At 68.9% G+C, this 21,042-nt stretch carries 19 protein-coding genes and 2 tRNA genes; 18 read left to right on the forward strand and 3 right to left on the reverse strand.

Annotated features, from left to right (window positions below; all coding sequences use genetic code 11):
• Positions 1-63 precede the first annotated feature (63 nt).
• The 3 genes from RIB45_RS00005 to RIB45_RS00020 all read left to right on the forward strand — a co-directional run bounded on the left by RIB45_RS00005 (position 64) and on the right by RIB45_RS00020 (position 2,944).
• A tRNA-Met gene (locus tag RIB45_RS00005) sits at positions 64-140 on the forward strand.
• Between the two features lie 383 nt (positions 141-523).
• A complete protein-coding gene (locus RIB45_RS00015) occupies positions 524-1,144 on the forward strand; it encodes a hypothetical protein (RefSeq protein WP_350047456.1) in 621 nt (206 codons plus the stop codon).
• Between the two features lie 93 nt (positions 1,145-1,237).
• Positions 1,238-2,944, forward strand: a complete 1,707-nt coding sequence (locus RIB45_RS00020) for a methyl-accepting chemotaxis protein (RefSeq protein WP_350047458.1) — start codon at positions 1,238-1,240, stop codon at positions 2,942-2,944.
• An 89-nt stretch (positions 2,945-3,033) separates the two neighbouring features.
• Here RIB45_RS00020 and RIB45_RS00025 read toward each other — a convergent pair whose 3' ends face one another.
• On the reverse strand, positions 3,034-3,675 hold the full coding sequence (locus RIB45_RS00025) for a carbonic anhydrase (protein ID WP_350047460.1): 642 nt from the start codon (positions 3,673-3,675) through the stop codon (positions 3,034-3,036).
• A gap of 146 nt (positions 3,676-3,821) precedes the next feature.
• Between RIB45_RS00025 and RIB45_RS00030 the strand changes: the two genes are divergently transcribed.
• Genes RIB45_RS00030 through RIB45_RS00040 form a run of 3 tightly spaced genes read left to right on the forward strand, consistent with a single transcriptional unit; the run spans position 3,822 to position 7,113 of the window.
• Positions 3,822-5,408 (forward strand): gamma-glutamyltransferase family protein, encoded by a 1,587-nt coding sequence (locus RIB45_RS00030; RefSeq protein WP_350047462.1) that lies wholly within the window; start codon positions 3,822-3,824, stop codon positions 5,406-5,408.
• A gap of 50 nt (positions 5,409-5,458) precedes the next feature.
• Positions 5,459-6,208 (forward strand): DUF2269 family protein, encoded by a 750-nt coding sequence (locus RIB45_RS00035; protein WP_350047464.1) that lies wholly within the window; start codon positions 5,459-5,461, stop codon positions 6,206-6,208.
• A gap of 29 nt (positions 6,209-6,237) precedes the next feature.
• Entirely contained in the window at positions 6,238-7,113 is an 876-nt protein-coding gene (locus RIB45_RS00040; protein ID WP_350047466.1) for a MipA/OmpV family protein, read from the forward strand.
• Positions 7,114-7,155: 42 nt separating this feature from the next.
• On the opposite strand, the gene RIB45_RS00045 is transcribed toward RIB45_RS00040, so the two are convergent.
• Positions 7,156-7,246, reverse strand: a tRNA-Ser gene (locus RIB45_RS00045).
• Positions 7,247-7,709: 463 nt separating this feature from the next.
• On the opposite strand from RIB45_RS00045, the gene RIB45_RS00050 reads away from it, so the two are divergent.
• Positions 7,710-8,042 carry a hypothetical protein gene (locus tag RIB45_RS00050; RefSeq protein ID WP_350047468.1) on the forward strand — a complete coding sequence of 111 codons (333 nt, stop codon included), beginning with the start codon at positions 7,710-7,712 and terminating at the stop codon, positions 8,040-8,042.
• A 12-nt stretch (positions 8,043-8,054) separates the two neighbouring features.
• Here the strand turns inward: RIB45_RS00050 and lepA are convergent, their stop codons facing one another.
• The gene (gene lepA / locus RIB45_RS00055) at positions 8,055-9,857 is read right to left on the reverse strand and encodes a translation elongation factor 4 (protein ID WP_350047470.1); all 1,803 of its coding nucleotides are present in this window, start codon (positions 9,855-9,857) and stop codon (positions 8,055-8,057) included.
• A gap of 1,084 nt (positions 9,858-10,941) precedes the next feature.
• Between lepA and RIB45_RS00060 the strand changes: the two genes are divergently transcribed.
• The 11 genes from RIB45_RS00060 to RIB45_RS00110 all read left to right on the forward strand — a co-directional run bounded on the left by RIB45_RS00060 (position 10,942) and on the right by RIB45_RS00110 (position 20,943).
• Positions 10,942-11,766, forward strand: a complete 825-nt coding sequence (locus RIB45_RS00060) for a phage capsid protein (protein ID WP_350047472.1) — start codon at positions 10,942-10,944, stop codon at positions 11,764-11,766.
• A 4-nt stretch (positions 11,767-11,770) separates the two neighbouring features.
• Entirely contained in the window at positions 11,771-12,040 is a 270-nt protein-coding gene (locus tag RIB45_RS00065; RefSeq protein WP_350047474.1) for a hypothetical protein, read from the forward strand.
• A gap of 71 nt (positions 12,041-12,111) precedes the next feature.
• Positions 12,112-12,681, forward strand: coding sequence for a phage connector family protein (locus RIB45_RS00070; protein WP_350047476.1), 570 nt, complete (start codon positions 12,112-12,114; stop codon positions 12,679-12,681).
• A complete protein-coding gene (locus RIB45_RS00075) occupies positions 12,681-14,594 on the forward strand; it encodes a phage tail protein (RefSeq protein WP_350047478.1) in 1,914 nt (637 codons plus the stop codon). The genes RIB45_RS00070 and RIB45_RS00075 overlap by 1 nt, the downstream gene beginning before the upstream one ends.
• A 24-nt stretch (positions 14,595-14,618) precedes the next feature.
• Complete coding sequence (locus RIB45_RS00080; protein WP_350047480.1) at positions 14,619-15,038, forward strand: hypothetical protein; 420 nt, start codon at positions 14,619-14,621, stop codon at positions 15,036-15,038.
• Between the two features lie 25 nt (positions 15,039-15,063).
• On the forward strand, positions 15,064-17,103 hold the full coding sequence (locus RIB45_RS00085; protein ID WP_350047482.1) for a hypothetical protein: 2,040 nt from the start codon (positions 15,064-15,066) through the stop codon (positions 17,101-17,103).
• Between the two features lie 4 nt (positions 17,104-17,107).
• Positions 17,108-17,569 (forward strand): DUF4376 domain-containing protein, encoded by a 462-nt coding sequence (locus RIB45_RS00090; protein WP_350047484.1) that lies wholly within the window; start codon positions 17,108-17,110, stop codon positions 17,567-17,569.
• 127 nt (positions 17,570-17,696) lie between these two features.
• Positions 17,697-18,089: a hypothetical protein gene (locus RIB45_RS00095; RefSeq protein WP_350047486.1), complete on the forward strand. Its 393-nt coding sequence runs from the start codon at positions 17,697-17,699 to the stop codon at positions 18,087-18,089.
• Positions 18,086-19,570, forward strand: a complete 1,485-nt coding sequence (gene terL, locus RIB45_RS00100) for a phage terminase large subunit (protein WP_350047488.1) — start codon at positions 18,086-18,088, stop codon at positions 19,568-19,570. Before RIB45_RS00095 ends, terL begins: the two co-directional genes overlap by 4 nt.
• 19 nt (positions 19,571-19,589) lie before the next feature.
• Positions 19,590-20,369, forward strand: a complete 780-nt coding sequence (locus RIB45_RS00105; RefSeq protein ID WP_350047490.1) for a cell wall hydrolase — start codon at positions 19,590-19,592, stop codon at positions 20,367-20,369.
• A 16-nt stretch (positions 20,370-20,385) separates the two neighbouring features.
• Positions 20,386-20,943, forward strand: coding sequence for a 3TM-type holin (locus RIB45_RS00110; protein WP_350047492.1), 558 nt, complete (start codon positions 20,386-20,388; stop codon positions 20,941-20,943).
• Positions 20,944-21,042 lie beyond the last annotated feature (99 nt).

The raw sequence follows: 21,042 nt of genomic DNA on the forward strand, positions 1-21,042 counted from the left end.
AAACGCAAAACAGCCCAAATCCAATCCGCATAAACCCTCACGCCGTCAAAACCACCCGACAACCGCGGGGTGGAGCAGCCCGGTAGCTCGTCAGGCTCATAACCTGAAGGTCGCAGGTTCAAATCCTGCCCCCGCAACCAATCATATCAAGCCCTTAGCGCACTCCACGCTAAGGGCTTTTTGCGTCAGGAAACGCAGAGGGAGTGACCTGCGCTTCGTTTCCTCCGCCATTTTGAGGTAGAGTCCGTCACCCGATAGGAGACGGATTTCATGCGGCGCCGTCGGTTCGCCGTAGAGCGGATTCTCGGGATTTTAAAGGCGCAGGAGGCTGGCTTGAGGACGGCGGACGTGTGCCGTCGCGCGGGATCGGCGACGCGACCCTCTACAAGCGGACGGCCAAGCACGGCGGTCTTTGGGTCGGACCGCCGGAGCGTCCGTCACATCGTTTGTATTAATCCTTTGGCAACGCCTTCGCCCCTATAAAGCCCGCATCGGTCTTAACAACAGCGGCGGAGATGGCGGGATGAAAAGGACGCGAGGCGCGCTCACGGCTCTGGCGATGACGGCGGCTCTCGCCGCCCCGGCTCAGGCGGAAATGAAGTTCATGGGGCTGACGGCGGAGGAGATGATCGACGCCGCGTTCGTTGAGGACGTGCGCGGCTGGATCGAGACCCCGGTCGTCCAGATCGCGGTCGCCAATCAGAACGCCCGGCGCGGCGATCTTCCGCAAGAGGAAATCGATCGGCTGGACGCGCAGTGGCGGGCGGAGCGCGGAACCGACGATCAGCCGCTGATCACCTCGGTTCTGTCGAATCCCGTCTCCAGCTACCTGACCCGCATTCAGGCGAACAGTCTCGGCCTGTTCCCGGAGATTTTCGTCACCGACAGCCAAGGGCTCAATGTCGGCCAGAGCGTGGTCACCGGCGATTACTGGCAGGGCGACGAGGCCAAGTTCCAGAAGACCTACGGCGTCGGTCCGGGCGCGGTCTTCCTGGACGCGCCGGAGCTTAACGAGGCGACGAAAAGCTGGCGTTCGCAGTTGAACCTGACGCTGCACGACGAAACCGGTCTGGCGATCGGCCACGCGACGGTCGAGGTGAACCTGACCGAACTCGCGCGGCGTCACCGCTTCCTTGGCAATTAAGAGGCGTCGGCCCGTCGTCTGGATGCGCGCCTCCTCCGCCCTGCGGGGAGAGCGGATCGGGGGCGGACGTCCGACAGCAAGAGGATCATCAAGATGAGTCGTCTTCTCAACCGCCTGTCCATCTCGGCCAAACTGGCGAGCGTGTTCGCCGCGGTGATCGTCGTCGTCGTCCTGGCCGGCGGGGTCACCCTCTTCAAGATCCAAAGCGCCGACCGCGCGGTGGCTGAGACTCGCGCGGTCACCGAGTTCGCCGAAGAGGTCAACGCCTTGTGGGCGAACGCATCGGCCCAGTTGCTCGCCATTCGGGGCCTGCTGATGACCGGCGACCGCAGCGAGATCGCGACCTTTGAGCGCCACGGCGCCGCTTTCGACGCGATCTTCGAGGCGATCATGGCCGCGAATCCGTCCGCTGAGGCGCGCAAGACCCTTGAGGCCGTCAAAGCCGACACCGAGGCCTGGCGCACGGATGTCGCGGCCAAACAGATCGAGCTGATGCGCCGGCCGCTGACGGTCGATCATGCGCGCGTGCTGGAAGCGAACGGTCTGGGCGCGGACTTCCTGGCGGGATTGCGCGGCCATGTCGACGCCTTGACCGAGTACGCGGCCGAACGGCGCGCTGCGACGCAGACCGCCACGGACCTCGCCTTCACCACCACCGCGGCGGCGGCGATCGTCGGTGCGGGGGTCACGCTGGTCCTCTCGATCCTCGCCTTCATCATGCTGAAAGGCGGCGTCTCGGCGCCGATCCTCGAGATGACGGGGGCGATGCGCACGCTGGCCGACGGCCGGGACGACGTCGAGGTGCCGGGTCTCGGCCGCGGCGACGAGGTGGGACGGATGGCTGACGCTCTGGAGGTCTTCAAGCGCAATGCGATCGAGCGCAAGGCGGCGCTCGCCCGCGAAGAAGAGGCGCGCGAGACCGAGCGGCGGGAGATCGAACGGCGCGAGGCCCGCGCCGCCAAGATGGAGGAGCTGATCGCCGTCTTCGACCGCCGTTCGGCGGAAATGACCGCCGCGCTCTCACGGGCGTCGGACGAGCTTGAGACCACGGCCAAGACGATGAGCGGCCTGGCGCAGAACACCGACACCCAGGCGACGGCCGTGGCCGCCGCCTCGGAGGAGGCGTCGACCAACGTGCAGACCGTGGCCTCCGCGGCCGATCAACTGCGCAGCTCGATCTCCGAGATCGCGCAGCAGGTCGGCGGCGCGTCGTCGATCGCCGGCGAAGCGGCCGTCACGGCGGGCGAAGCGCAACAGAAGATCTCCCGGCTGCGCACCGCCGCCCAATCAATCGGCGACGTGGTGCAGCTGATCAACGAGATCGCGGATCAGACAAACCTTCTGGCCCTGAACGCCACCATCGAGGCGGCGCGCGCCGGCGAAGCCGGCAAGGGCTTCGCCGTCGTGGCCGAAGAGGTGAAGTCGCTTGCGGGCCAGACCGCGCAGGCGACCGACAAGATCCGCCAGCAGATCGCCGACATGCAGTCGGAAACGGCGCTCTCGGTCGAGGCGATCGAAAGCATCGCCTCGGTCATCGCGCAGGTGAATGAGTACACGTCGTCGATCTCGTCGGCCGTGGAGGAGCAAACCGCCGCGACCGAGGAGATCGCCATGAACGTCTCCCAGGCCTCCGGCGCCGCGAACGAGGTGGCGACCAGCATCCAGGCGGTGCACAAGGCCTCGACCGAAAGCGGCGCGGCGGCGACGCAGCTGCTCTCCGCCTCCGGTGAGATCTCGACGCGCGCCCGCGAGATGAAAGGCGGCGTCGACGACTTCCTGTCGAAGATCCGGGCCCTTTAGGGCGCTCGGCGGCGATCGCCGCCGCGACGCCGAACCCGGACGCTCCGCTGGAGCGTCCGGGTTCGGCTCTTTCGTCGCGTCGCGAAGGCTTAATCGTCAAAGGGGCGGAAGCTTTCGGTTTCGCGGTCGAACACCCAGAGATCGCCGTCGGCGATGTCGAACCACGCTCCGTGCAGCGTCAGCCTGCCCCGCGCCTCCAATTCGCTCACGCAAGGAAACGTCCGCAGATTCTCGATCGACGCGCGAACGGATAAGCGCTCCAGCTCGGTTTGCCGCTCGGCCTCGCTCAGATCCGTTCTGGTCCGGATTTCCGCGGCCGCGGGACCCAGCAGTTCGAGCCATTTTCCGATGAAATCCCCAGGCGAGAGCGGCGAGGCGGCCGGATCCAGCGCCGCCTTCACCCCGCCGCAGCGCCCGTGGCCCAGCACCAGAACATGCTTCACCCGCAGGCTCTGGACGGCGAACTCAAGCGCCGCGGAGGTCGAATGGAACTCACCGTCCGGACGGTAGGGCGGCGCCAGATTGGCGACGTTGCGCACCACGAAGATCTCTCCGGGCGCGGCGGAAAAGATTGTCTCCGGCGCCGCCCGGGAGTCGCAGCAGGCGATCACCAGCACGTCCGGCGCCTGACCGCGTTCGGCGAGCGAACGATAGGCCTCGCGCTGCAGCGTGAAACGGCCCGCCTTGAAGTCGCGGTAGCCGCGCAACAGCGGATTCGGGAACAGTTTCATCGCCGGACCTCTTCACCCCGAGAAAGACGCGCCCCGGCAGCGTAACCGTCCGCCGGGCGACTTGTCACGGCGGGCGCCGCTGACGCATGTTTTGCGCAGATATCTTTTTGTCCCGGTCGGGACGTCAGTCAGTGAAAGGATCCCCCATGCTTCACACCCGACGCGGTCTCGCCGGCGCCGCCACGGCGCCCCATCATTTGGCCGCTGAGGCCGGCGCGGAAGTGTTGCGAGAGGGCGGCGACGCGGTCGAGGCGATGGTGGCCATGGCGGCCTCGATCGCGGTCGTCTATCCCCACATGAATGCGATCGGGGGCGACGCCTTCTGGCTGATCGCCGAGCCCGGGCGCGATCCGATCGCGATCGACGGCTCGGGTCCCGCCGCGCAGGCGGCGACGCCCGAACTCTACCGCGAGCGCGCGGCCATTCCCGCCCGCGGCCCGCTCGCCGCGCTCACCGTCCCCGGCGCGATCGCAACCTGGAGCGAGGCGCTGGCCGCGACGGCCGGCTGGGGCGCGCGCCGGCCGGCCGGGGAGTTGCTGGGCGACGCGATCCGCCGCGCGCGCGACGGCGTCGTCGTCACCCGCGGGCAGAGCGAGGTGACGGCCGAGAAGCTCGACCAGCTGGCCGACGTCCCCGGCTTCAAGGAGACGTTCCTCGCCGAAGACGGCGGCCCGCCCGCTGTCGGCGCGGTCCTAAAGCAGCCGGGTCTGGCGGCGACCTTCGAGCGGCTGGCGGAGGCGGGCCTCGACGACTTCTATCGCGGCGATCTGGCGCGGACCTTCGCCGACGGGCTCGAGGCGGTCGGCAGCCCGCTGCGTCTGGGCGATTTCGAGGCGATGCGGGTCCGTCGGGCGGAGCCGCTGTCGCTCGACGCGTTCGGGGGGCGGTTGTTCAACATGACGCCCCCGACGCAAGGCGTCGCCGCGCTGATGATCCTGGGCCTGTTCGAGCGGCTGAAGGTGACGGAGGCCGAGGGCTTCGCCCATGTCCACGGATTGGTCGAGGCGACCAAGCAGGCCTTCCTTTTGCGCAACGCCCGCCTCGCGGATCCGGCGGCGATGGTGCAGGATCCCCGCGAGTGGCTGAGGCCCGAACATCTCGACGAACTCGCGCGGCGGATCGACGCGGCCCGCGCCGCACCGTGGCCGCAAGTCGCCAAACCCGGCGACACGATCTGGATGGGCTGCGCCGACGCCCAGGGCCGAGTCGTCAGCTTCATACAAAGCACTTTCTGGGAATACGGGTCGGGCGTGGTTCCCGCCGGCACGGGCGTCGTGTTCCAGAATCGCGGGGCCGGCTTCACCCTCGACCCGGACCACCCGAACTGTTTGGGGCCGGGCAAGCGGCCTTTTCATACGCTGATCCCGGCGATGGCGCGGCTCAAGGACGGAACCGTGTTGAGTTACGGCAATATGGGCGGCGAGGGCCAGCCTCAGAGTCAGGCCGCCGTCTTCACCCGGGCGGCCGTCTTCGGCCAGTCGCTGCAGCAGGCGATCACCGCGCCGCGCTGGCTTCTCGGCAAGACGTGGGGCGAGGAGACGACGAGCTTGAAGATAGAAAGCCGCATGGACGGCGCCGTGATCGACGCCCTGAAAAGCGCCGGTCATGAGGTGGAAATCGTCGCCCCCTTCACCGGCATGATGGGTCACGCCGGCGCCGTCGCCATGCGTCCCGACGGCGTGGTCGAGGCGGCGAACGATCCGCGCAGCGACGGCGCGGCGGTGGTCGTGTGAGGCCGGCTGCGCTAGATTGACGCCCGGAGCGGTCGAGCGAGGCGGACCCCATGCGTCAATTCATAAAGATTCTGCACACCATCGCCTCCTGCGGGCTGATCGGCGGGCTCGCCGCCTACATGATCCTGCTGATCGCCATGCCGCAGGGCACGCCGCAGGCCTACGCCGATCTGCGCGGGGTGATCGCGGATATCAGCAACTGGCTGCTGCTGCCTTCGCTCGGGATCGCGCTGGTCTCGGGCCTGCTCTCGATGGCCGTTCACAAGCCCTATATGGACAAGCGCTGGGTCTGGGTGAAGGCGGCGCTCGGCATCCTGATGTTCAAGAGCGTCCTGACCGTGGTCGGCGCCAAGGCCGACTACGCGGCCGCGATGGCGGACCGCATCCTGGCCGGCGAGGCGAGCCGGGCCGCCCTCGACCAGGCGCTGGCCTATGAGTGGGAGGCCTTGTGGACCATCATGGCGCTCAGCGTGGCCAACGTCGTGCTCGGCGCGGGCGACCGCGCCTCAAAAGCCGCAAGAAGAACCTCGAGACCACCAGCTATCGCGGCGCGCGCCCCGCCGACCGGCCGGCGGACGCCTGAGCGCGCCCTGTCATCCTCGCAACGATCTGTCGGCGTGCGGCGTGCGGCGTGCGGCGGGCCCGCAGACTGGGACGCGCCGCCCGAACCGGCCCGTTGCGCGCCGCCGGCCCTTTATGCGCAGCCGCCCCTTGCCGGCGCCGAAGAAGGGGCCTATCTGGCCCCTGGCGCGCGCCGCGGCGCGCGTTTTGCACGCGCGACGAAACGCACGGGTCGGTGATGACGCGAAAGGACGCGAAAGGACGCGAGATGAGGCGACTGGACGGGGCGGATCGCAAGACCGAGAGGCCGGCGCGGCTCACGGCGCCGGCGGCCCTGGGGCTCAAAGCCGCGCTGGTCGGCGCGGCTTTTACGGCTCTCGCCGCCGGTCCCGCGGGCGCCGAGGAGGCGGCCGGGAAGTGGAGCGGCTTTATCGGGGGCGGCGGCTTCGTCACGCCGGATTACGAAGGCTCCGACGACTATCAGGCTCTGCCCTTCGCGGCGGCGCGGCTCGCTTACGACGGCTATTACCTCCAGACCCGCGGCCTGGGCGTGCGCGCCAACATCGTCGCGTCGGACGCGATCGATTTCGGCCCGGCGCTCTCCTACAAGGGCGCGCGGGACGACGACGTCGAGAGCGCGGCCGTCAGTCGGATGGCGGAGGTCGACGCCGCCGTCGAGGCCGGCCTGTTCGTGCGGGTCCCGGTCCGCGACGTCATGATGCCGCGCGACGAGCTTTCCGTCGACCTGCAGGCCGACACGGGTGTCGGCGACGGGCATGACGGGTCGGTCGTCGCCTTCGGCCTCGGCTATGATTTCGCCGCCGCGCCGGATTTGCGCCTCGGCCTGTCGGTCTCCGCCAGCTACGCCGATGCGGACTATTCCGACGCCTATTTCTCGGTCGACGCCGCCGATTCCGCGCGCAGCGGCCTTTCCGGCTACGACGCGGACGCCGGCTTCAAGGATGTCGGCGTCGGCGCCTCGGCTCGCTATCGACTGAGCGGCGCATGGGGGCTGACCGGCTTCGCCGACTACACCCGCCTCATCGGCGACGCCGCCGACAGCCCGGTGGTCGACGTCGAAGGCTCACCCGATCAATTCCGAGCGGGCGTCGGCGTCAGTTACAGCTTCGGCATGAGGCGCTGAACGCGACTTGCGTCTTGGCGTTCGATCGCGAAAAGGGCGTTGTGGCGGAGGGAGGGGGATTCGAACCCCCGAGGGGCTATCAACCCCAACACGATTTCCAATCGTGCGCCTTAAGCCGCTCGGCCATCCCTCCGCAAGAACGCCCGAAGCGCGGGGCGCGAGAGCCCCGTCGAACGGCGCGGGACTGTACCCAAGCGCCCCCGGGCTATCAAGGCGGAAAAGGGCTTCTTTTTCCCTCGATTCGGGGGTCCCAGCCTGGGCGCTGCAGGCGGCCTTGAGACCGCTTTCGTCGGCGCCGCGGACCTGTCGCGAGGATCTGAAAGACGATCGCCCGTCCGCCGTCGCCGCGGTCGAGCGTGCTGAAAGTCTTGCCGCCCGGCCCAGCGGCGACTTCTCGACGGCGACCGCCGCCTTGTGCATAGACGCCGCCGGGCTGCTTGCAAGGGCGTCTCGACACGATCGGCGGCCGGATCGGGGGGAAGAGGGCGCGCCGCGGCGTGCGACCCGGGTTGTCTTAGACGTTTCGTCGCGCTCGCGCGGCGTGTTAGGCTCGCCCCCGAGCGTGGGGGGACAAGCGTTCAGGAGTTCTGCGCCGGATGGTCGTTCTGACCTTTTTCGGCCGGCTTTTCGTCGCGGCGGCGCTGGCCGTGCTGGGGCTCGGGCTCTGGCTCTGGTTAAGCGGCGCGGATGTGACGCAGCAGGCCGGTCAGCTTTGGTTCTCCATGGATCTGGAATCGCTGAACGGCGCCCAGGTGCTGATAGAACGGCATCTCCGACTGCCCTGGTTGTGGCAGGAGGCGGTGGTGCCGTTGCTCAAGCGCCCGGCCTGGGAGGCGATCCTGTGGCTGGTGATCGGCGGGCTGGCGTTGGGCGGCGTGTTGCTGCTGGGCGGGCGTAAACGCCGCCGACCGTCCGGTTTCCGGGACTAGCTCGCGCCCGCCTTACTCGTCGCCCATCTTGAGGGCTTCCAGGAAGGCGGACTGCGGGATCTCCACCTTGCCGAACTGCCGCATGCGTTTCTTGCCCTCTTTCTGCTTCTCGAGCAGCTTGCGCTTGCGGGTGACGTCGCCGCCGTAACACTTCGCCGTCACATCCTTGCGCAGCGCCCCGATCGTCTCGCGCGCGATCACCTTGCCGCCGATCGCCGCCTGCAGCGCCACCTTGAAGAGCTGGCGCGGGATCAGATCCTTCAAGCGCGCGATGATCTGGCGACCGCGATACTCCGCTTGCGTGCGGTGGGTTATCATGGCCAGCGCGTCGACCGGGTCGCCGTTGATCAGGATCGAGACCTTGACCAGATCGCCCTCGCGATAGCCCTCCATCTCGTAGTCGAACGAGGCGTAGCCGCGGCTGACCGACTTCAGCCGGTCGTAGAAGTCGAACACGACCTCGTTGAGCGGCAGCTTGTAGACCACCATCGCCCGGTTGCCGACATAGGTCAGCTCGACCTGCTCGCCGCGCCGCTCGGTGCACAGCGCCAACACCGGCCCGAGATACTCGTCCGGCAGCATGATGGTCGCCTTGATCCAGGGCTCTTCGATGCGGTCGATCTTGGTGACTTCCGGGAAGTCGACCGGATTGTGCAGCTCGATATATTCGCCGCTGGTGAGCCACATCTTGTAGACGACCGACGGCGCGGTGGAGATCAGGTCCAGATCGTACTCGCGCCCCAGCCGCTCCTGGATGATCTCCAAATGGAGCAGACCGAGGAACCCGCACCGGAAGCCGAAGCCGAGCGCGGCCGAGCTCTCCATCTCGTAATGGAAGCTGGAATCGTTGAGCGCCAATTTGCCGACCGCCTCGCGCAGAGCCTCGAAGTCGCTGGCGTCGACTGGGAACAGCCCGCAGAAGACGACGGGAATGCTGGGCTTAAATCCGGGCAGACGATCGGCCGTCGGATTGCGGTCGTCGGTGATGGTGTCGCCGACATTGGTGTCGGCGACCTGCTTGATGCCGGAGGTCATGAACCCGACTTCGCCCGGCCCCAGCCTGTCGACCTCCAACCCCTTGGGCGTCATCACGCCGACGCGGTCGACGTCGTGGGCGATGCCGTTCGACATCATGCGGATGCGCATGCCCTTCTTCAGCTCGCCGTCGACGACCCGCACCAAGGTCACCACGCCCAGATAGACGTCGTACCAGCTGTCCACCAGCAGCGCGCGCAGCGGCTTCTTCGGATCGCCGGCGGGCGGCGGGAAACGCTGGACCAAGGTCTCCAACAGGTCGGGGATGCCGAGGCCGCTCTTCGCCGAAATCTCCAGCGCGTCCGAGGCGTCGAGGCCGATCACGTCCTCGATCTGGCGCTTGATGCGCTCTGGCTCGGCCGCCGGCAGGTCCACCTTGTTCAGCACCGGTACGATCTCAAGATCGTTTTCCAACGCCAGATAGACGTTGGCCAGCGTCTGGGCCTCCACGCCCTGGCTCGCGTCGACCACCAGCAGCGCGCCTTCGCAGGCGGCGAGCGAGCGGCTCACCTCGTAGGAGAAATCGACATGCCCCGGCGTGTCGATAAGGTTCAGGGTGTACTCGATCCCGTCTTCCGCCTTGTAGAGCAGCCGCACGGTCTGCGCCTTGATGGTGATGCCGCGCTCGCGCTCCAGATCCATCGAATCCAGGACCTGATCCTTCATCTCGCGGTCGCTCAAGCCGCCGCACCGCTGAATGAGACGGTCAGCGAGGGTCGACTTTCCGTGGTCGATATGCGCGATGATCGCGAAGTTCCGGATGCGCGACAGGTCTGTCATGGCGGCGCAGGCTCGATCCTCAAGAGGGCGGGACGCGGGCGACCGCGTCCGGGACGGCGCCGGGCGACGCGCCGCCCCGGCGGGGGCGACGGCCTGACGCGCGCCGGAAAATAGGCCGGGCGAGCCGCCCGTGCAATGGCCGGCGCGCCGCCAACGCCTTGAACGCCGGCGACTTTTCGCCGTTTCCATCGGAAAAACCATATTTGTTCCCAAAAAAATTACGCATAGCTTATTTTTAAGTTGACAAGAAGGAACAAAACCGTATACGAATGGTCCTGCGACACACACCACAGCTGTGTCCAAAGCGCGGCGCCCCGCCAGACCGGCGGGGCGTTTCGCGTTTCAGGCCACGCGTTACACGATACGGTATTGAGCGAGCGCGCACCGGCGAAGCGGGGGCGGCGACCGACGGGTCGCCGCCCTTTTTTCATTCCGCGACGTCGAGGCGCGTCGGCTCTTCGGTTCCGTCGGCCTCGCGGTCGTCCGCCCCTCCCCGCGGACGATCGGCGGGGTAGACGGCCGGCCCCCCGATGCGGTCGCCCAGCGAACGGCCGGCGGCGGGCGATGGATCGGTTCGTCCCACCCGATCCTCGCCCGCCGCGCCGTCGGACGACGCGCGCTCTGCGCGCCCGAACGAGAGGCGCGCCGGACGGCTTCCAGCCCAGAAGTCGGCCGGCTGCGCCGGCGTGCGGGGCGCGGCGGCGCCCGCGCCGCATCGGGGGGGCGGTGCGGAGCCGCCCAAAGGTTCTTTTGGTCCTTTTGACGACGACCCGGACAACCGGGCGCCCGCATAGCGGCGGCGCGCCGTCCGATCGTCGATCCGCGCCGGCGCGCGGCCGTTCGATCGATCAGCGATCCCGGACGGCCCGCGATCCCGCGTCGCGGTCGACGGCGGACGGCGGGCCGCAGCGCGCGCCCGGCCCGGGTCGCAAAGGCCGATGCAGCGGGGCGCGTCGTTCTTTGCGGGCCGCGGCGGCTTTGGCCGGCCGTCGCGACAACCCGCCGCGCGCCCCGCCCGTTCGCACAGACCCCGGCGCCGGGGATCGTCCCGGCGCCGCCCTGAAACCGACAGCGAGGAGAGATCATGTCCACATCCGTGGTCGACAGCTTCACGCGGCACTTCCAGGCGGAGGTGCACGAGTCCTACCAGCGCATGGGCTCGAAGCTGCGCAACACCGTGCGCACCAAGAACAATGTCAAAGGCTCGTCCACGACCTTCCAGAAGGTCGGCAAGGGCGCAGCCTCCACCAAGGCCCGGCACGGCAAGGTGCCGGTCATGAACATCGACCACGAGCCGATCGAAGTGGTCCTGCAGGACTACTACGCCGGCGACTGGGTCGACGCGCTCGACGAGGTGAAGGTCAATCACGACGAACGGGCGGTGGTCGCCAACGCCGGCGCCTACGCCCTCGGCCGCAAGACCGACTCCCTGATCATCGAGGCCTGCGACGCCGATGCCGGCGTGGTCGAAGCCGGCACAAACGCCGACGGTCTGACCAAGGCGAAGGTGCTGGAGGCGTTCGAGTTGCTGGGCGCCGCCGACGTGCCCGACGACGGCCAGCGTTATGCGATCGTCGGATGGAAGCAGTGGAGCGATCTTCTGCAGATCCCCGAGTTCGCTGACGCGGACTATGTCGGCGACGACAATCTGCCCTGGAAAGGCACGCAGGCGAAGCGCTGGCTCGGCGCGCTGTGGATGCCGCATTCGGGCCTGACGCTCTCGACGTCCGTGCGCCAGTGCTACTGGTACCACAAGACCGCCGTCGGCCACGCCGTCGGTCACGAGGTCAAGACCGACATCACCTGGCACGGCGACCGCGCCGCGCACTTCGTCAACAATATGATGAGCCAGGGCGCCGGCGTGATCGACGCCTCCGGCATCATCCGCATGCCCTGCCTGGAGAGCTAAGACCATGGCCTTTCAAGCGAAGGATCTGAGCGTCATCGCCTACGCGAACGGCTTCACGCTCTGGCACTACGCCACGGCCGACGGCGCGGCCGCGGTCGACACGGCCGGTTACTTCAACGAAGCGGCCGACATGCTTCGTCGCGGCGACATGATCCTCGCCAACACGGACGTCGCCGGCGCCTTCGTCTCCGGCATCCTGCACGTCTCGTCGAACGACGGGACGACGGTCGACGTCGACGACCTGACCCAGGTCGGCGCGGCGAACGCCGACTGACCGGCCGCCCCGTCGAGGCTCCCGCCTCGACGGGGCGCCCCTTCTTACCCCGACAACAGGGAGCCTTTCCCATGGCCTTGACCAGCATCGAGCTCGTGAACCGCGCGCTCGTGAAAATCGCCGCGCAGCCGATCTCCGGCTTTGACGACGGCACGGCCGAGAGCGTCGTCGCCGCAACGCTCTACGCCTCCACGCGCGACGCCTTGCTTTCGGCCCATCCGTGGAGCTTCGCGACGGCGCAGCGCCGGCTCGCGCGCCTCGTCGCGCGGCCGATCGTCGATTTCGACTACGCCTATCAGTTGCCCGCCGACTTTCTGCGCGCGCTGTCCGCCGGCGACGGTCATGACGGGCGCGGCCTCGACTACCGGATCGTCGAACGACGGCTGCACACCAACGCCGGCGCGGTCACGTTGACTTACATCTTCCGACCGATGGAGACGGCCTTTCCGCCGTTCTTCGATCAGGCGCTGATCGCCCGGCTGGCCGCTGAGTTCTGTTTGCCGATCACGGAAAGCACCAGCCGCGCGGACAGTCTGCACAAGTTGGCCGAAGACGCCTTCAAGCGGGCCCGCCTGATTGACGCCCAGCAGGACGTGCCCGGCCGGTTCGAAGACTTCAGCTTGGTGGGAGTGCGTAAGTGATGGCGCGCCTCACCATTCTCAAAACCAACTTCACCGCCGGTGAGATCGGCCGCGATCTGATGGGGCGCGGCGATCTGCGCGCCTACACCAACGGCGCCGCGCGGCTGCGCAATGTGCTGGTCACGCCGACGGGCGGGGTCAGCCGGCGCCCCGGCTTGCGTTTCGTGGCGTCGGCTGCGGGCGACGGCCGCCTGATCCCCTTCCAGTTCAACACCGAGCAGACCTATCTGCTGGTCGTCACCGGCGGCGCGATCGCGGTGATCGACGAGACGGAGAGTCCCATCGCCGACATCGCCGCGCCGTGGTCGGCGGATGAAATCGCCCGGCTCAGCTGGGCTCAAAGCGCCGACACTCTGCTGCTGGTCCATCCGGAGCATCCGCCGCAGCGCTTGGTCCGCTTGGACGCGACGAGCTTCGAACTGAGGGACTGGCGCTTCTTTGAGGAGGGAGGGCGGATCGAGCAGCCGCATCACAAGTTCGCCGACGACGACGTCACCCTGCAGCCGAGCGGAACCAGCGGCGCGATCACGCTGAGCGCAAGCGCCGACCTGTTCGAGGCCGGCCACGTCGGCGTGCGTTTCCGCCTCCAAAACAAAGAGGTGGAGATCACCGCCGTATCGAGCCCGACCCAGGCGAGCGCCGAGACTAAACAGACGCTCGTCTCGACCGGCGCCGCCAAGGATTGGACCGAAGCCGCTTTCAGTCCCGTGCGCGGCCATCCGCTTTGCTGCGCTTTCCACCAGGATCGATTGGTTATCGGCGGGTCGCGCGACCTGCCCAATCGGCTGTGGCTCTCGAAATCCTCCGATCTGTTTAATTTCGATCTCGGAACCGGCGAGGACGACGAGGCGATCGAGTTCGCGATCCTCTCCGACCAGGTCAATGGGATCCGCGCCGTCTTCTCCAGCCGCCACCTGCAGGTGCTGACCACGGGCGCAGAATGGATGGTGACCGGCGAACCGCTGACGCCGACCAATCTGGAACTCCGCCGGCAGACCCGAATCGGCTCGCCGGTGGATCGCAACGTGCCGCCCTGCGACGTCGACGGCGGCACGATCTTCTCCTCGCGCGACGGCGCAAGCCTGCGCGAGTTCCTCTTCACTGACGTGGACCAGGCGTATGAGGCGAAGGATCTGTCGGCTCTGGTGCGCCATTTGATCGATCGGCCGATCGATCAGGCCTACGACGCCCGGCGGCGGGTCGTCTTCGTGGTGATGGCGGCCGGAGGGATCGCCGCCGTCACCCAGTATCGGCAGGAAGAGGTGACGGCCTGGTCGACCCTTGAGACCGAGGGCCGTTTCCGGTCCATCGCCGTCCTCGACGACGCGCCCTTCGTTCTGGTCGAGCGCGACGGCGTCTATTCGGTGGAGCGCCTCGATCCGACGCGAAATACGGACGCGTCCGTCGCGCTCGTCTCGGCGACGCCGAAGAGAGTCTGGAGCGACCCCGCGCTCGCGCCGCTGGAGGGACGGGTCGTCAGCGTGCTCGCGGACGGCGCCCCGCAGGCGGCCCGACCGGTGACGGAGGGCGCGCTCACGCTCGACGAGCCGGCGGCCTTGTTGGAAGTCGGTCTGGCGTTCCGGACCGAGATCGCCCCGCTGCCCGTCTATGTCCAGAGCGGCGGCGGCGGCGCGGCCCAAGGCGTCGCCGTCCGCCTCGTGCGCGCGGTCTTCCGCCTTAAGGACAGCCGGGCGCTCAGCGTCGATGTCGGCCGCGGACCGCGGCCCGCGCCCTTCGCGCGCCGGGACGGGCTGACCGGTCCGGTCGCGCCCGACCCCGTCACCGTCGACAAGACCGTGCGCGCCCTCGGCTGGACCAAGGGCGACAGCCGGCCGCTGTGGCGCGTCGACCAGGACGCGCCGCTTCCGCTGACCGTGCTCTCGGTGATGACCGAGATCTCGGCCCACTCTTAAACCCGTTTGACGAAAGGAAAGACCATGTCAGGAGCAGAACCGATGGCGCTCGCCAGCTTGGCCCTCAGCGGCGTCAGCACCGCCGCCGGCGTCGCCGGCCAGCGACAGCAAGCCGCCGCCCAACGCCAGCGCATCGCCGCCGAACAGCAGCAGCGCGCGCTCACGCAGCGGATCGAAGAACGCCGCATCGCGCGCGAGCGCGATCAACAGATCGCCGCCCAGCGCGCCCGAATGGGGGCCGCCGGCGTCGGCGGCTCCGGCGGCTCGGCGGACGCGATTTTCGCCGGCATTCGCGGCGATGCGGATCAACGCCTGTTCGACGTCCGTCAAGGCAATGCGCTGGCGGCGCAATCCGTCTCGCTGCTGGATGACGACGACGGCCCGACGATCGAAGCTCTGGCCGGCTTCGGCCGGCAGGTGATCCGCGCAATCCCCGGAAACTGAGCGTCGTCGATAAGGAGACACGACAGTGAGCGACTTGAAAATAAACGACGTCCGCCCGCGGCTGCAAATTCTGCAAACCGACGCGGGGGTTCGAACCTTCGACCTGCCTTTTGCGGTCCTGCACGCCGATCACGTGAAAGTCGCGATCGACGACGGACCGCCGAACCAGGCGACCTACAGCGTCGACCGGTTGACCGAAACCGACGGCGCCCGCCTGACCTTCGAGGCCGCCCCGCCGGTCGGCGCGCGCATCAGCGTCTGGCGCGACATGCCGGTGGAACGTGTGACGGACTTCCTCGACGACGGCACGTTCCGGGCGAGCGCGTTGAATCGCGAGCTCGACCGCCTGACCATGCTGCTTCAGCAATTGGAAGCGCGCGTCGAAGAGGGCTTGCGCGCGGCCCCAAGCGACCTTGATCAACCCCTGCTCCTGCCGCCGGCCGACGTGCGGGCGAACCGGATCCTGAGTTTCGACGCCGACGGCGCGCCGGAAACGCCGGCGGCGCTCAATGCGATCGACGTGGTCGCGGCCAATCTCGATGATCTGCGGAACTACGCCGACACCTATCTGGGGGCCGCGGCGTCGCCGCCCGCCGCCCGAGCCGACGGGACGCCGCTGCAGGCCGGGGATCTCTACTACGACGCGACGATGCAGGTTCTGCGGGTCTACGACGCCGGCGCCGGCGACTGGCGCCACACCCATACGCCCGCAGACAGCTACCTGATGCGCGACGGATCGGCCCCGATGATCAGCCCGCTCGACGCGCCGGACGTACGGGTTGACGGCGCCGCCGTCTGGCATGCCGGCAACCAGGGGGCCGGGACCGGTCTCGACGCCGACATGCTCGACGGCCTCCAGTCCGAAGCCTTCGCGCTGGAGGCCGATCGCGCCGCATTGGAGGCGTCGCTCGGGCGGCTTGAGACGCGCCTCGCCCTCAATACGCTGCGCGACGCGATCGAGCGTGGCTGGAGCCTCTTCTCGATGATCGACGGCTTCGCCGACGCGTTCGCCGACGAGACCGGCGTAGACCCGGCGGCGAGCGTCGATCCGGTATACCACGCCTCCGGCGCCTTCTATGGGCCGATCCTCAGTCCGGGGACCGACCTTTGGGCGCCGAGCGACTTCGCGACCGCCCCCGCAGAACCCCCGTGGGATTTCCGGCGGACGCCGGACTTCGTCACCGCGGTTCACGACGGGCGCCAGTGCTGGGTCGGCCGCACCTCCGGCCCGTCGCCTTGGCTCGCGCACCATCCCTTCGCGGCGGCGCAGAACGACGTCCTGCGGGACAGTGAGTTTCTCGTCTTCTCGATCGGCTTTTCGGGATCGGCCGTGCAAAGCGGCTACGCCGCCTACGGCAACCGCTTCAGCGTCGGGTGGGTCGACGATCAGGCCGCGCCGACGGTGCGACAGGAGGTCGGCTTCTACACCAACAACGGCGCGCTTGTGGTGCAATGGAACGGGGTGGCCTGGACCGTGCCGAACCTGTCGCTGGTCAACAACCTCTGGTACGACGTCGAGCTTCAGGTGACGAAGCCCTCCGGCTGCGTCGCCGGGCCGGTTTCGGTTGAGCTTTTCGTGAACGGCGCGCCGGCCGGCTCGAATTCGGGCGTGATCGCGACCGCCCCGCCGAACGCGTCGCCGTGGAACGGCGCCGATTCCGGGTTCGGCTGGTGGCATCAGCATGACGGCTCGCCTGCGCATGACGGGCGCGTCTCGTCGGTCGTGATCGGCTCCGCCATGACGGCCGCGCCCTTCACGCTGAGCTCGATCGCGCAGTCGGCGGACGCCGCGCCCGGTTCCGGCCGAGCGCTGGTCGTCGCGGAGCCGATCGATGCGGTGACGCCCGACCAGGATCTGATCGTCGAGATTTCCCGAGACGACGGGACCAGCTGGTCCGCTGCGGCCCTCGCCGACGACGGCCCCTATGACGCGCAGTCGCGCATCTACACGAGCGACGCCGTCGATTTGAGCGGCCAACCCTCCGGAACCGCCATGCGGCTGCGCGCGCGCGCCGCAACCGCCAAGAACGTCCGGCTGCACGCCTGGACCCTGCAATGGAGCTGACGAAATGAAGACTTTGACCCGCGGCGCGGCCCCTTTCGACGAAGTTCCCGTCCGCCGTCTCGCCGCCGCCGAGAGCCCGGCCGTGACCCCGCTCGAGGCGGCGTTGCGCGCCGTCAACCGCGAGCGCGACCGGCGCATCGCCGCAGGCTTCACCTTCCAGGGCCGCCGGTTCCAGACCGATGCCGACAGCGTCAAACGCATCGCGGGCGCGGCCTCGGCCGCGCTTGTCGCGATGACGCTCCAAGGCGCGGCGCCGGGCGATCTGCGTTGGGCGGATGCCAGCGCCGACTTCGTCTGGATCGCCGCCGACAACAGCCTCGTACCGATGGACGCCCCGAGCGTCATCGCCTTCGCCCAGGCCTACATGGCCCATGAGCGCGCCCTGGTCTTTGCGGCCAAGGCGATCAAGGACCGACTGCGCGCGGGCGAGAGCGTCGCCGTCCCCCAGGCGCCGGAGTGGCCGTGACGCCGCGCCGTCGCCCCGCAGGTTCCAACGGCCCGCCGCCTCGGCGGGCCGTTTTCGTTAGCGCCGATGAGGAGGAGCAGATCGTCATGTTCGCCGGGTTCAACGACCGTCCGCCGGGAGGCGGACGATGACGTCCGTCAAGAAGGGCCGCGCGCGCAAGCCGTCCCGCCGCAGGTCCCGTGCGGCCTCAGCCGAAGCGCGCACCGAGGCCTTGCGCGCGCGCCTGGCCGAGCGGCTGCCGGAGATGCTGGACGCCGCCATCGCCGCCTACGGCCGGATCGCCGATCAGGCGGGCGGGGAGGATCCGAAAGGCTTCGCCGCCACCCAGACCGGCGCCAAGGCGGCGCTGGCGCATATCGAGCAGCTGATCGCGCTCGCCGAGACCGTGTTGCGTGCGGCCCCGGCGGCGGAAACGCCGCGCGCCGCGGACTCCGAACGGCTGGTCGCGGAGGCGCGCGCCGCGCTGAAGGAGTGCGCGCCCGCGCCGTCGGAACCCGACGTCGGGGAGGATGCGCCATGACGGCGTGCTCCTTCCCGGAATTCCTGTGGATCTGGAATAAAACCCAGGGGCAGACGACGCCGGCGTTGCACGTCCGCATGGCGCGGTGGCTGAACGCCCGCTGGCGGGCCGGCGACAATCGGCTGCTGCTGCAGGCGTTCCGCGCCAGCGGCAAGTCGACGATCGTCGGCCTGTTCTGCGCCTGGCTGTTGCTCAGCGATCCGAGCGTGCGGATCCTCGTGCTCGCGGCGGAGCAGGACCTGGCCGCCAAGATGGCGCGCAACGTCAAGCGGGTGATCGAGCGTCATCCGCTGACCCGCCACCTCAAACCCGAGAAGGCCGAGCAGTGGGCGGCGGATCAGTTCACCGTCGCCCGCGCGCGCGAGAGCCGCGACCCGTCCATGCTGGCCCGCGGCGTCGGCGCGAACCTGACGGGCAGCCGCGCGGACGTGCTGATCTGCGACGATGTGGAGGTGCCGAACACCTGCGACACGGCGCCGAAGCGCTTCGATCTTCGCCAACGCTTGAGCGAGACCGACTACATTCTGACGCCCGGCGGGCTGCAGCTTTATGTCGGGACCCCGCACAGCTACTACACGATCTACGCCGACTCGCTGCGGCCGGAGACCGGCGAGCGCGCGCCGTTCCTGGACGGCTTCACCCGCCTGACGCTGCCGATCCTGACGGCGGGCGGGAAATCGCGTTGGCCCGAGAAGTACGATCGCAGCGCGATCGAGGCGCTGCGGGCGCGCCACGGCCCGGCCAAGTTCGACAGCCAGATGATGCTGCGGCCGGTGAACGTCGCCGGTTGCCGGCTCGATCCCGACCGGATGCCGCTGTACGACGCCGAGCTGGTCTACGCCGAGCGTAACCGTCTCGCCACGCTCGAACTAGACGGCCGCCGCCTGACCTCCGCCGGCTGCCGGTGGGATCCCGCCTACGGCGCGACCGCGGGCGGCGACCGGTCGGTGGTGGTCTGCGTCTTCACCGACGAGGCGGGCGGCTATTGGCTGCACGACGCCGCCTATCTCTCGGCCAGCGAAGAAGCGGCCCTCGACCCGGCGCGCCAGCAATGCCGCGCGGTCGCGCGCTTTGCGGAGCGCAACTTCCTGCCGGCCGTCACCGTGGAGACCAACGGCGTCGGCCGTTTCCTGCCCGGGCTGCTGCGCGCGGAAATCCGCACGCTCGGGCTCTCGATCGGCGTGATCGAGCGACATTCGAGCGCGCGGAAGGAGACGCGGATTCTGGAGGCGCTGGACGCGCCGCTGGCCGCCGGTCAGATCCGCGCGCATCGCCGCGTGTTCGACACGCCGCTGCCGCAGGAGATGCGCGAGTGGCGCCCCGACGGAGCAGGCAAGACCCATGACGACGGCCTCGACGCGCTGGCCGGTTGCCTCAGCGACGAGCCGGTCCGCCTGCCCCGCACGCCGCCGGTCGACGCCGTGCGCCCCGCCTGGCGCGGGGGCGGCGGCCATCGCGCCGATACCGACTTCGACCTATGACCCCCGGAAAGGAACTCTGATGACCGAACCCGCCGCGACCCTGGATGCGGTCTGGTGGATCACCGCCGTGGAGGTGCCGGTGCTGACCGGCCTTTTCTGGCTGATCTGGCGCAACCGCCGCGACCAGGAAGACGATATCCAACGCCATCGACAGACCATCGACAAGGCGCTGGCCCAGGCCCGCGAGGCGCTCTCCGCCTACAAGCTGGAGGTCGCCAAGACCTACGCGTCGATCTCCGCGCTCAAGGATGTGGAGCGGCGCCTGACCGCGCACCTGCTGCGCATCGAATCCAAGCTCGACAATACACGATCTCAGGAAAAAGGAGTGAAAGCCGTGTCCAAGCTCGACAAAGACCTGCCCCCGCTCGCCTGCCCGGCCGCCGACGACGGTCCCGCCGTCGACACCCTCGCCCGCACCCTTTGGGGGGAGGCGCGCGGCGAGCCCGTGCGCGGGCGCGAAGCCGTGGCCGCCGTGGTGATGAACCGCGTCGCCAAGGCCGAGGCGCGCGGCGGTCACTGGTGGGGCTCCACCGTGGTGGAGGTCTGCCGCGCCCCGTGGCAGTTCAGTTGCTGGAACGAGACCGACCCCAACCGCGAGAAGTTGCTGGCGGTCGGCGAGGACGATCCGATCTTCCCCTCCTGCCTGCGCATCGCGCGCCGCGCGATCCGCGGGGCGCTTAAGGATCCCACCGACGGCGCGACCCATTACCATCACGAGGCCCTGCTGCCGTGGTGGGCGAAGGGCCGCGCGCCCGTGAAGAAGATCGGCCGGCACGTCTTCTACCGGAACATCGGGTGAGGGGAGGGCGACCGGCATGATCCCCGCGCTCCTCGCCCAGATCGGGTTGCCGCTGCTGGTGAAGGCCGTCGGCGGCGCGCTCGCCTCCTCCGGAAACGAGGCCGCGAAGGCGGCCGGCGAGGCCTTGAAAGGGGTCGAGGCCGAGATCTCGGCCGGCCGTCTTTCCGGCGCGGACCTGGCGGAGGCGAACCGGCATCTGGAGGCGATGGCCGATCTCGACGCCGAGACCGACCGCGCCTGGCTCGCCCAGGTCAACAAGACGATCCGCGCCGAGGTGGCGAGCGACGACCCGTATGTCCGGCGCATGCGCCCGACCTTCGGCTATGTCGTCGCGCTCACCTGGGCGGCGCAGATGGGGGCGGTCGCCTATGTGATCGCGACCGATCCGGCCGCCGCCGGCGCCGTCGTCTCCGCGCTCGGCTCGCTGGGCACGATCTGGACGGTCGGCCTCAGCGTGCTCGGCATCTACGTCTACAAGCGCAGCCAGGAGAAGCAAACCGCCGCCGGCGTCCCGCCCTTCGTGCAGGCCAACGGCTTCCAGGCGCTGTCCTCTCTCTTCAAGCGGGGCGGCTGAGGCCGTGCACTGTCCCCAATCAGCTCCGACGCCCCCCGCGAAGGCGGGGGCCTTGGGCGTCCCGCTCAGCCGTCAGCGTGACGCCGAGAGCGGTCCCCG

It is taken from the genome of Marivibrio sp. (genome assembly GCF_040218065.1).
Taxonomy (GTDB): domain Bacteria; phylum Pseudomonadota; class Alphaproteobacteria; order UBA8366; family Aestuariispiraceae; genus Marivibrio.

Coding starts and splice junctions, on each gene's coding strand:
- RIB45_RS00015 (WP_350047456.1), top strand. CDS start 524: ATGAAAAGGACGCGAGGCGCGCTCACGGCTCTGGCGATGACGGCGGCT.
- RIB45_RS00020 (WP_350047458.1), top strand. CDS start 1,238: ATGAGTCGTCTTCTCAACCGCCTGTCCATCTCGGCCAAACTGGCGAGC.
- RIB45_RS00025 (WP_350047460.1), bottom strand. CDS start 3,675: ATGAAACTGTTCCCGAATCCGCTGTTGCGCGGCTACCGCGACTTCAAG.
- RIB45_RS00030 (WP_350047462.1), top strand. CDS start 3,822: ATGCTTCACACCCGACGCGGTCTCGCCGGCGCCGCCACGGCGCCCCAT.
- RIB45_RS00035 (WP_350047464.1), top strand. CDS start 5,459: ATGCGTCAATTCATAAAGATTCTGCACACCATCGCCTCCTGCGGGCTG.
- RIB45_RS00040 (WP_350047466.1), top strand. CDS start 6,238: ATGAGGCGACTGGACGGGGCGGATCGCAAGACCGAGAGGCCGGCGCGG.
- RIB45_RS00050 (WP_350047468.1), top strand. CDS start 7,710: ATGGTCGTTCTGACCTTTTTCGGCCGGCTTTTCGTCGCGGCGGCGCTG.
- lepA (WP_350047470.1), bottom strand. CDS start 9,857: ATGACAGACCTGTCGCGCATCCGGAACTTCGCGATCATCGCGCATATC.
- RIB45_RS00060 (WP_350047472.1), top strand. CDS start 10,942: ATGTCCACATCCGTGGTCGACAGCTTCACGCGGCACTTCCAGGCGGAG.
- RIB45_RS00065 (WP_350047474.1), top strand. CDS start 11,771: ATGGCCTTTCAAGCGAAGGATCTGAGCGTCATCGCCTACGCGAACGGC.
- RIB45_RS00070 (WP_350047476.1), top strand. CDS start 12,112: ATGGCCTTGACCAGCATCGAGCTCGTGAACCGCGCGCTCGTGAAAATC.
- RIB45_RS00075 (WP_350047478.1), top strand. CDS start 12,681: ATGGCGCGCCTCACCATTCTCAAAACCAACTTCACCGCCGGTGAGATC.
- RIB45_RS00080 (WP_350047480.1), top strand. CDS start 14,619: ATGTCAGGAGCAGAACCGATGGCGCTCGCCAGCTTGGCCCTCAGCGGC.
- RIB45_RS00090 (WP_350047484.1), top strand. CDS start 17,108: ATGAAGACTTTGACCCGCGGCGCGGCCCCTTTCGACGAAGTTCCCGTC.
- RIB45_RS00095 (WP_350047486.1), top strand. CDS start 17,697: ATGACGTCCGTCAAGAAGGGCCGCGCGCGCAAGCCGTCCCGCCGCAGG.
- terL (WP_350047488.1), top strand. CDS start 18,086: ATGACGGCGTGCTCCTTCCCGGAATTCCTGTGGATCTGGAATAAAACC.
- RIB45_RS00105 (WP_350047490.1), top strand. CDS start 19,590: ATGACCGAACCCGCCGCGACCCTGGATGCGGTCTGGTGGATCACCGCC.
- RIB45_RS00110 (WP_350047492.1), top strand. CDS start 20,386: ATGATCCCCGCGCTCCTCGCCCAGATCGGGTTGCCGCTGCTGGTGAAG.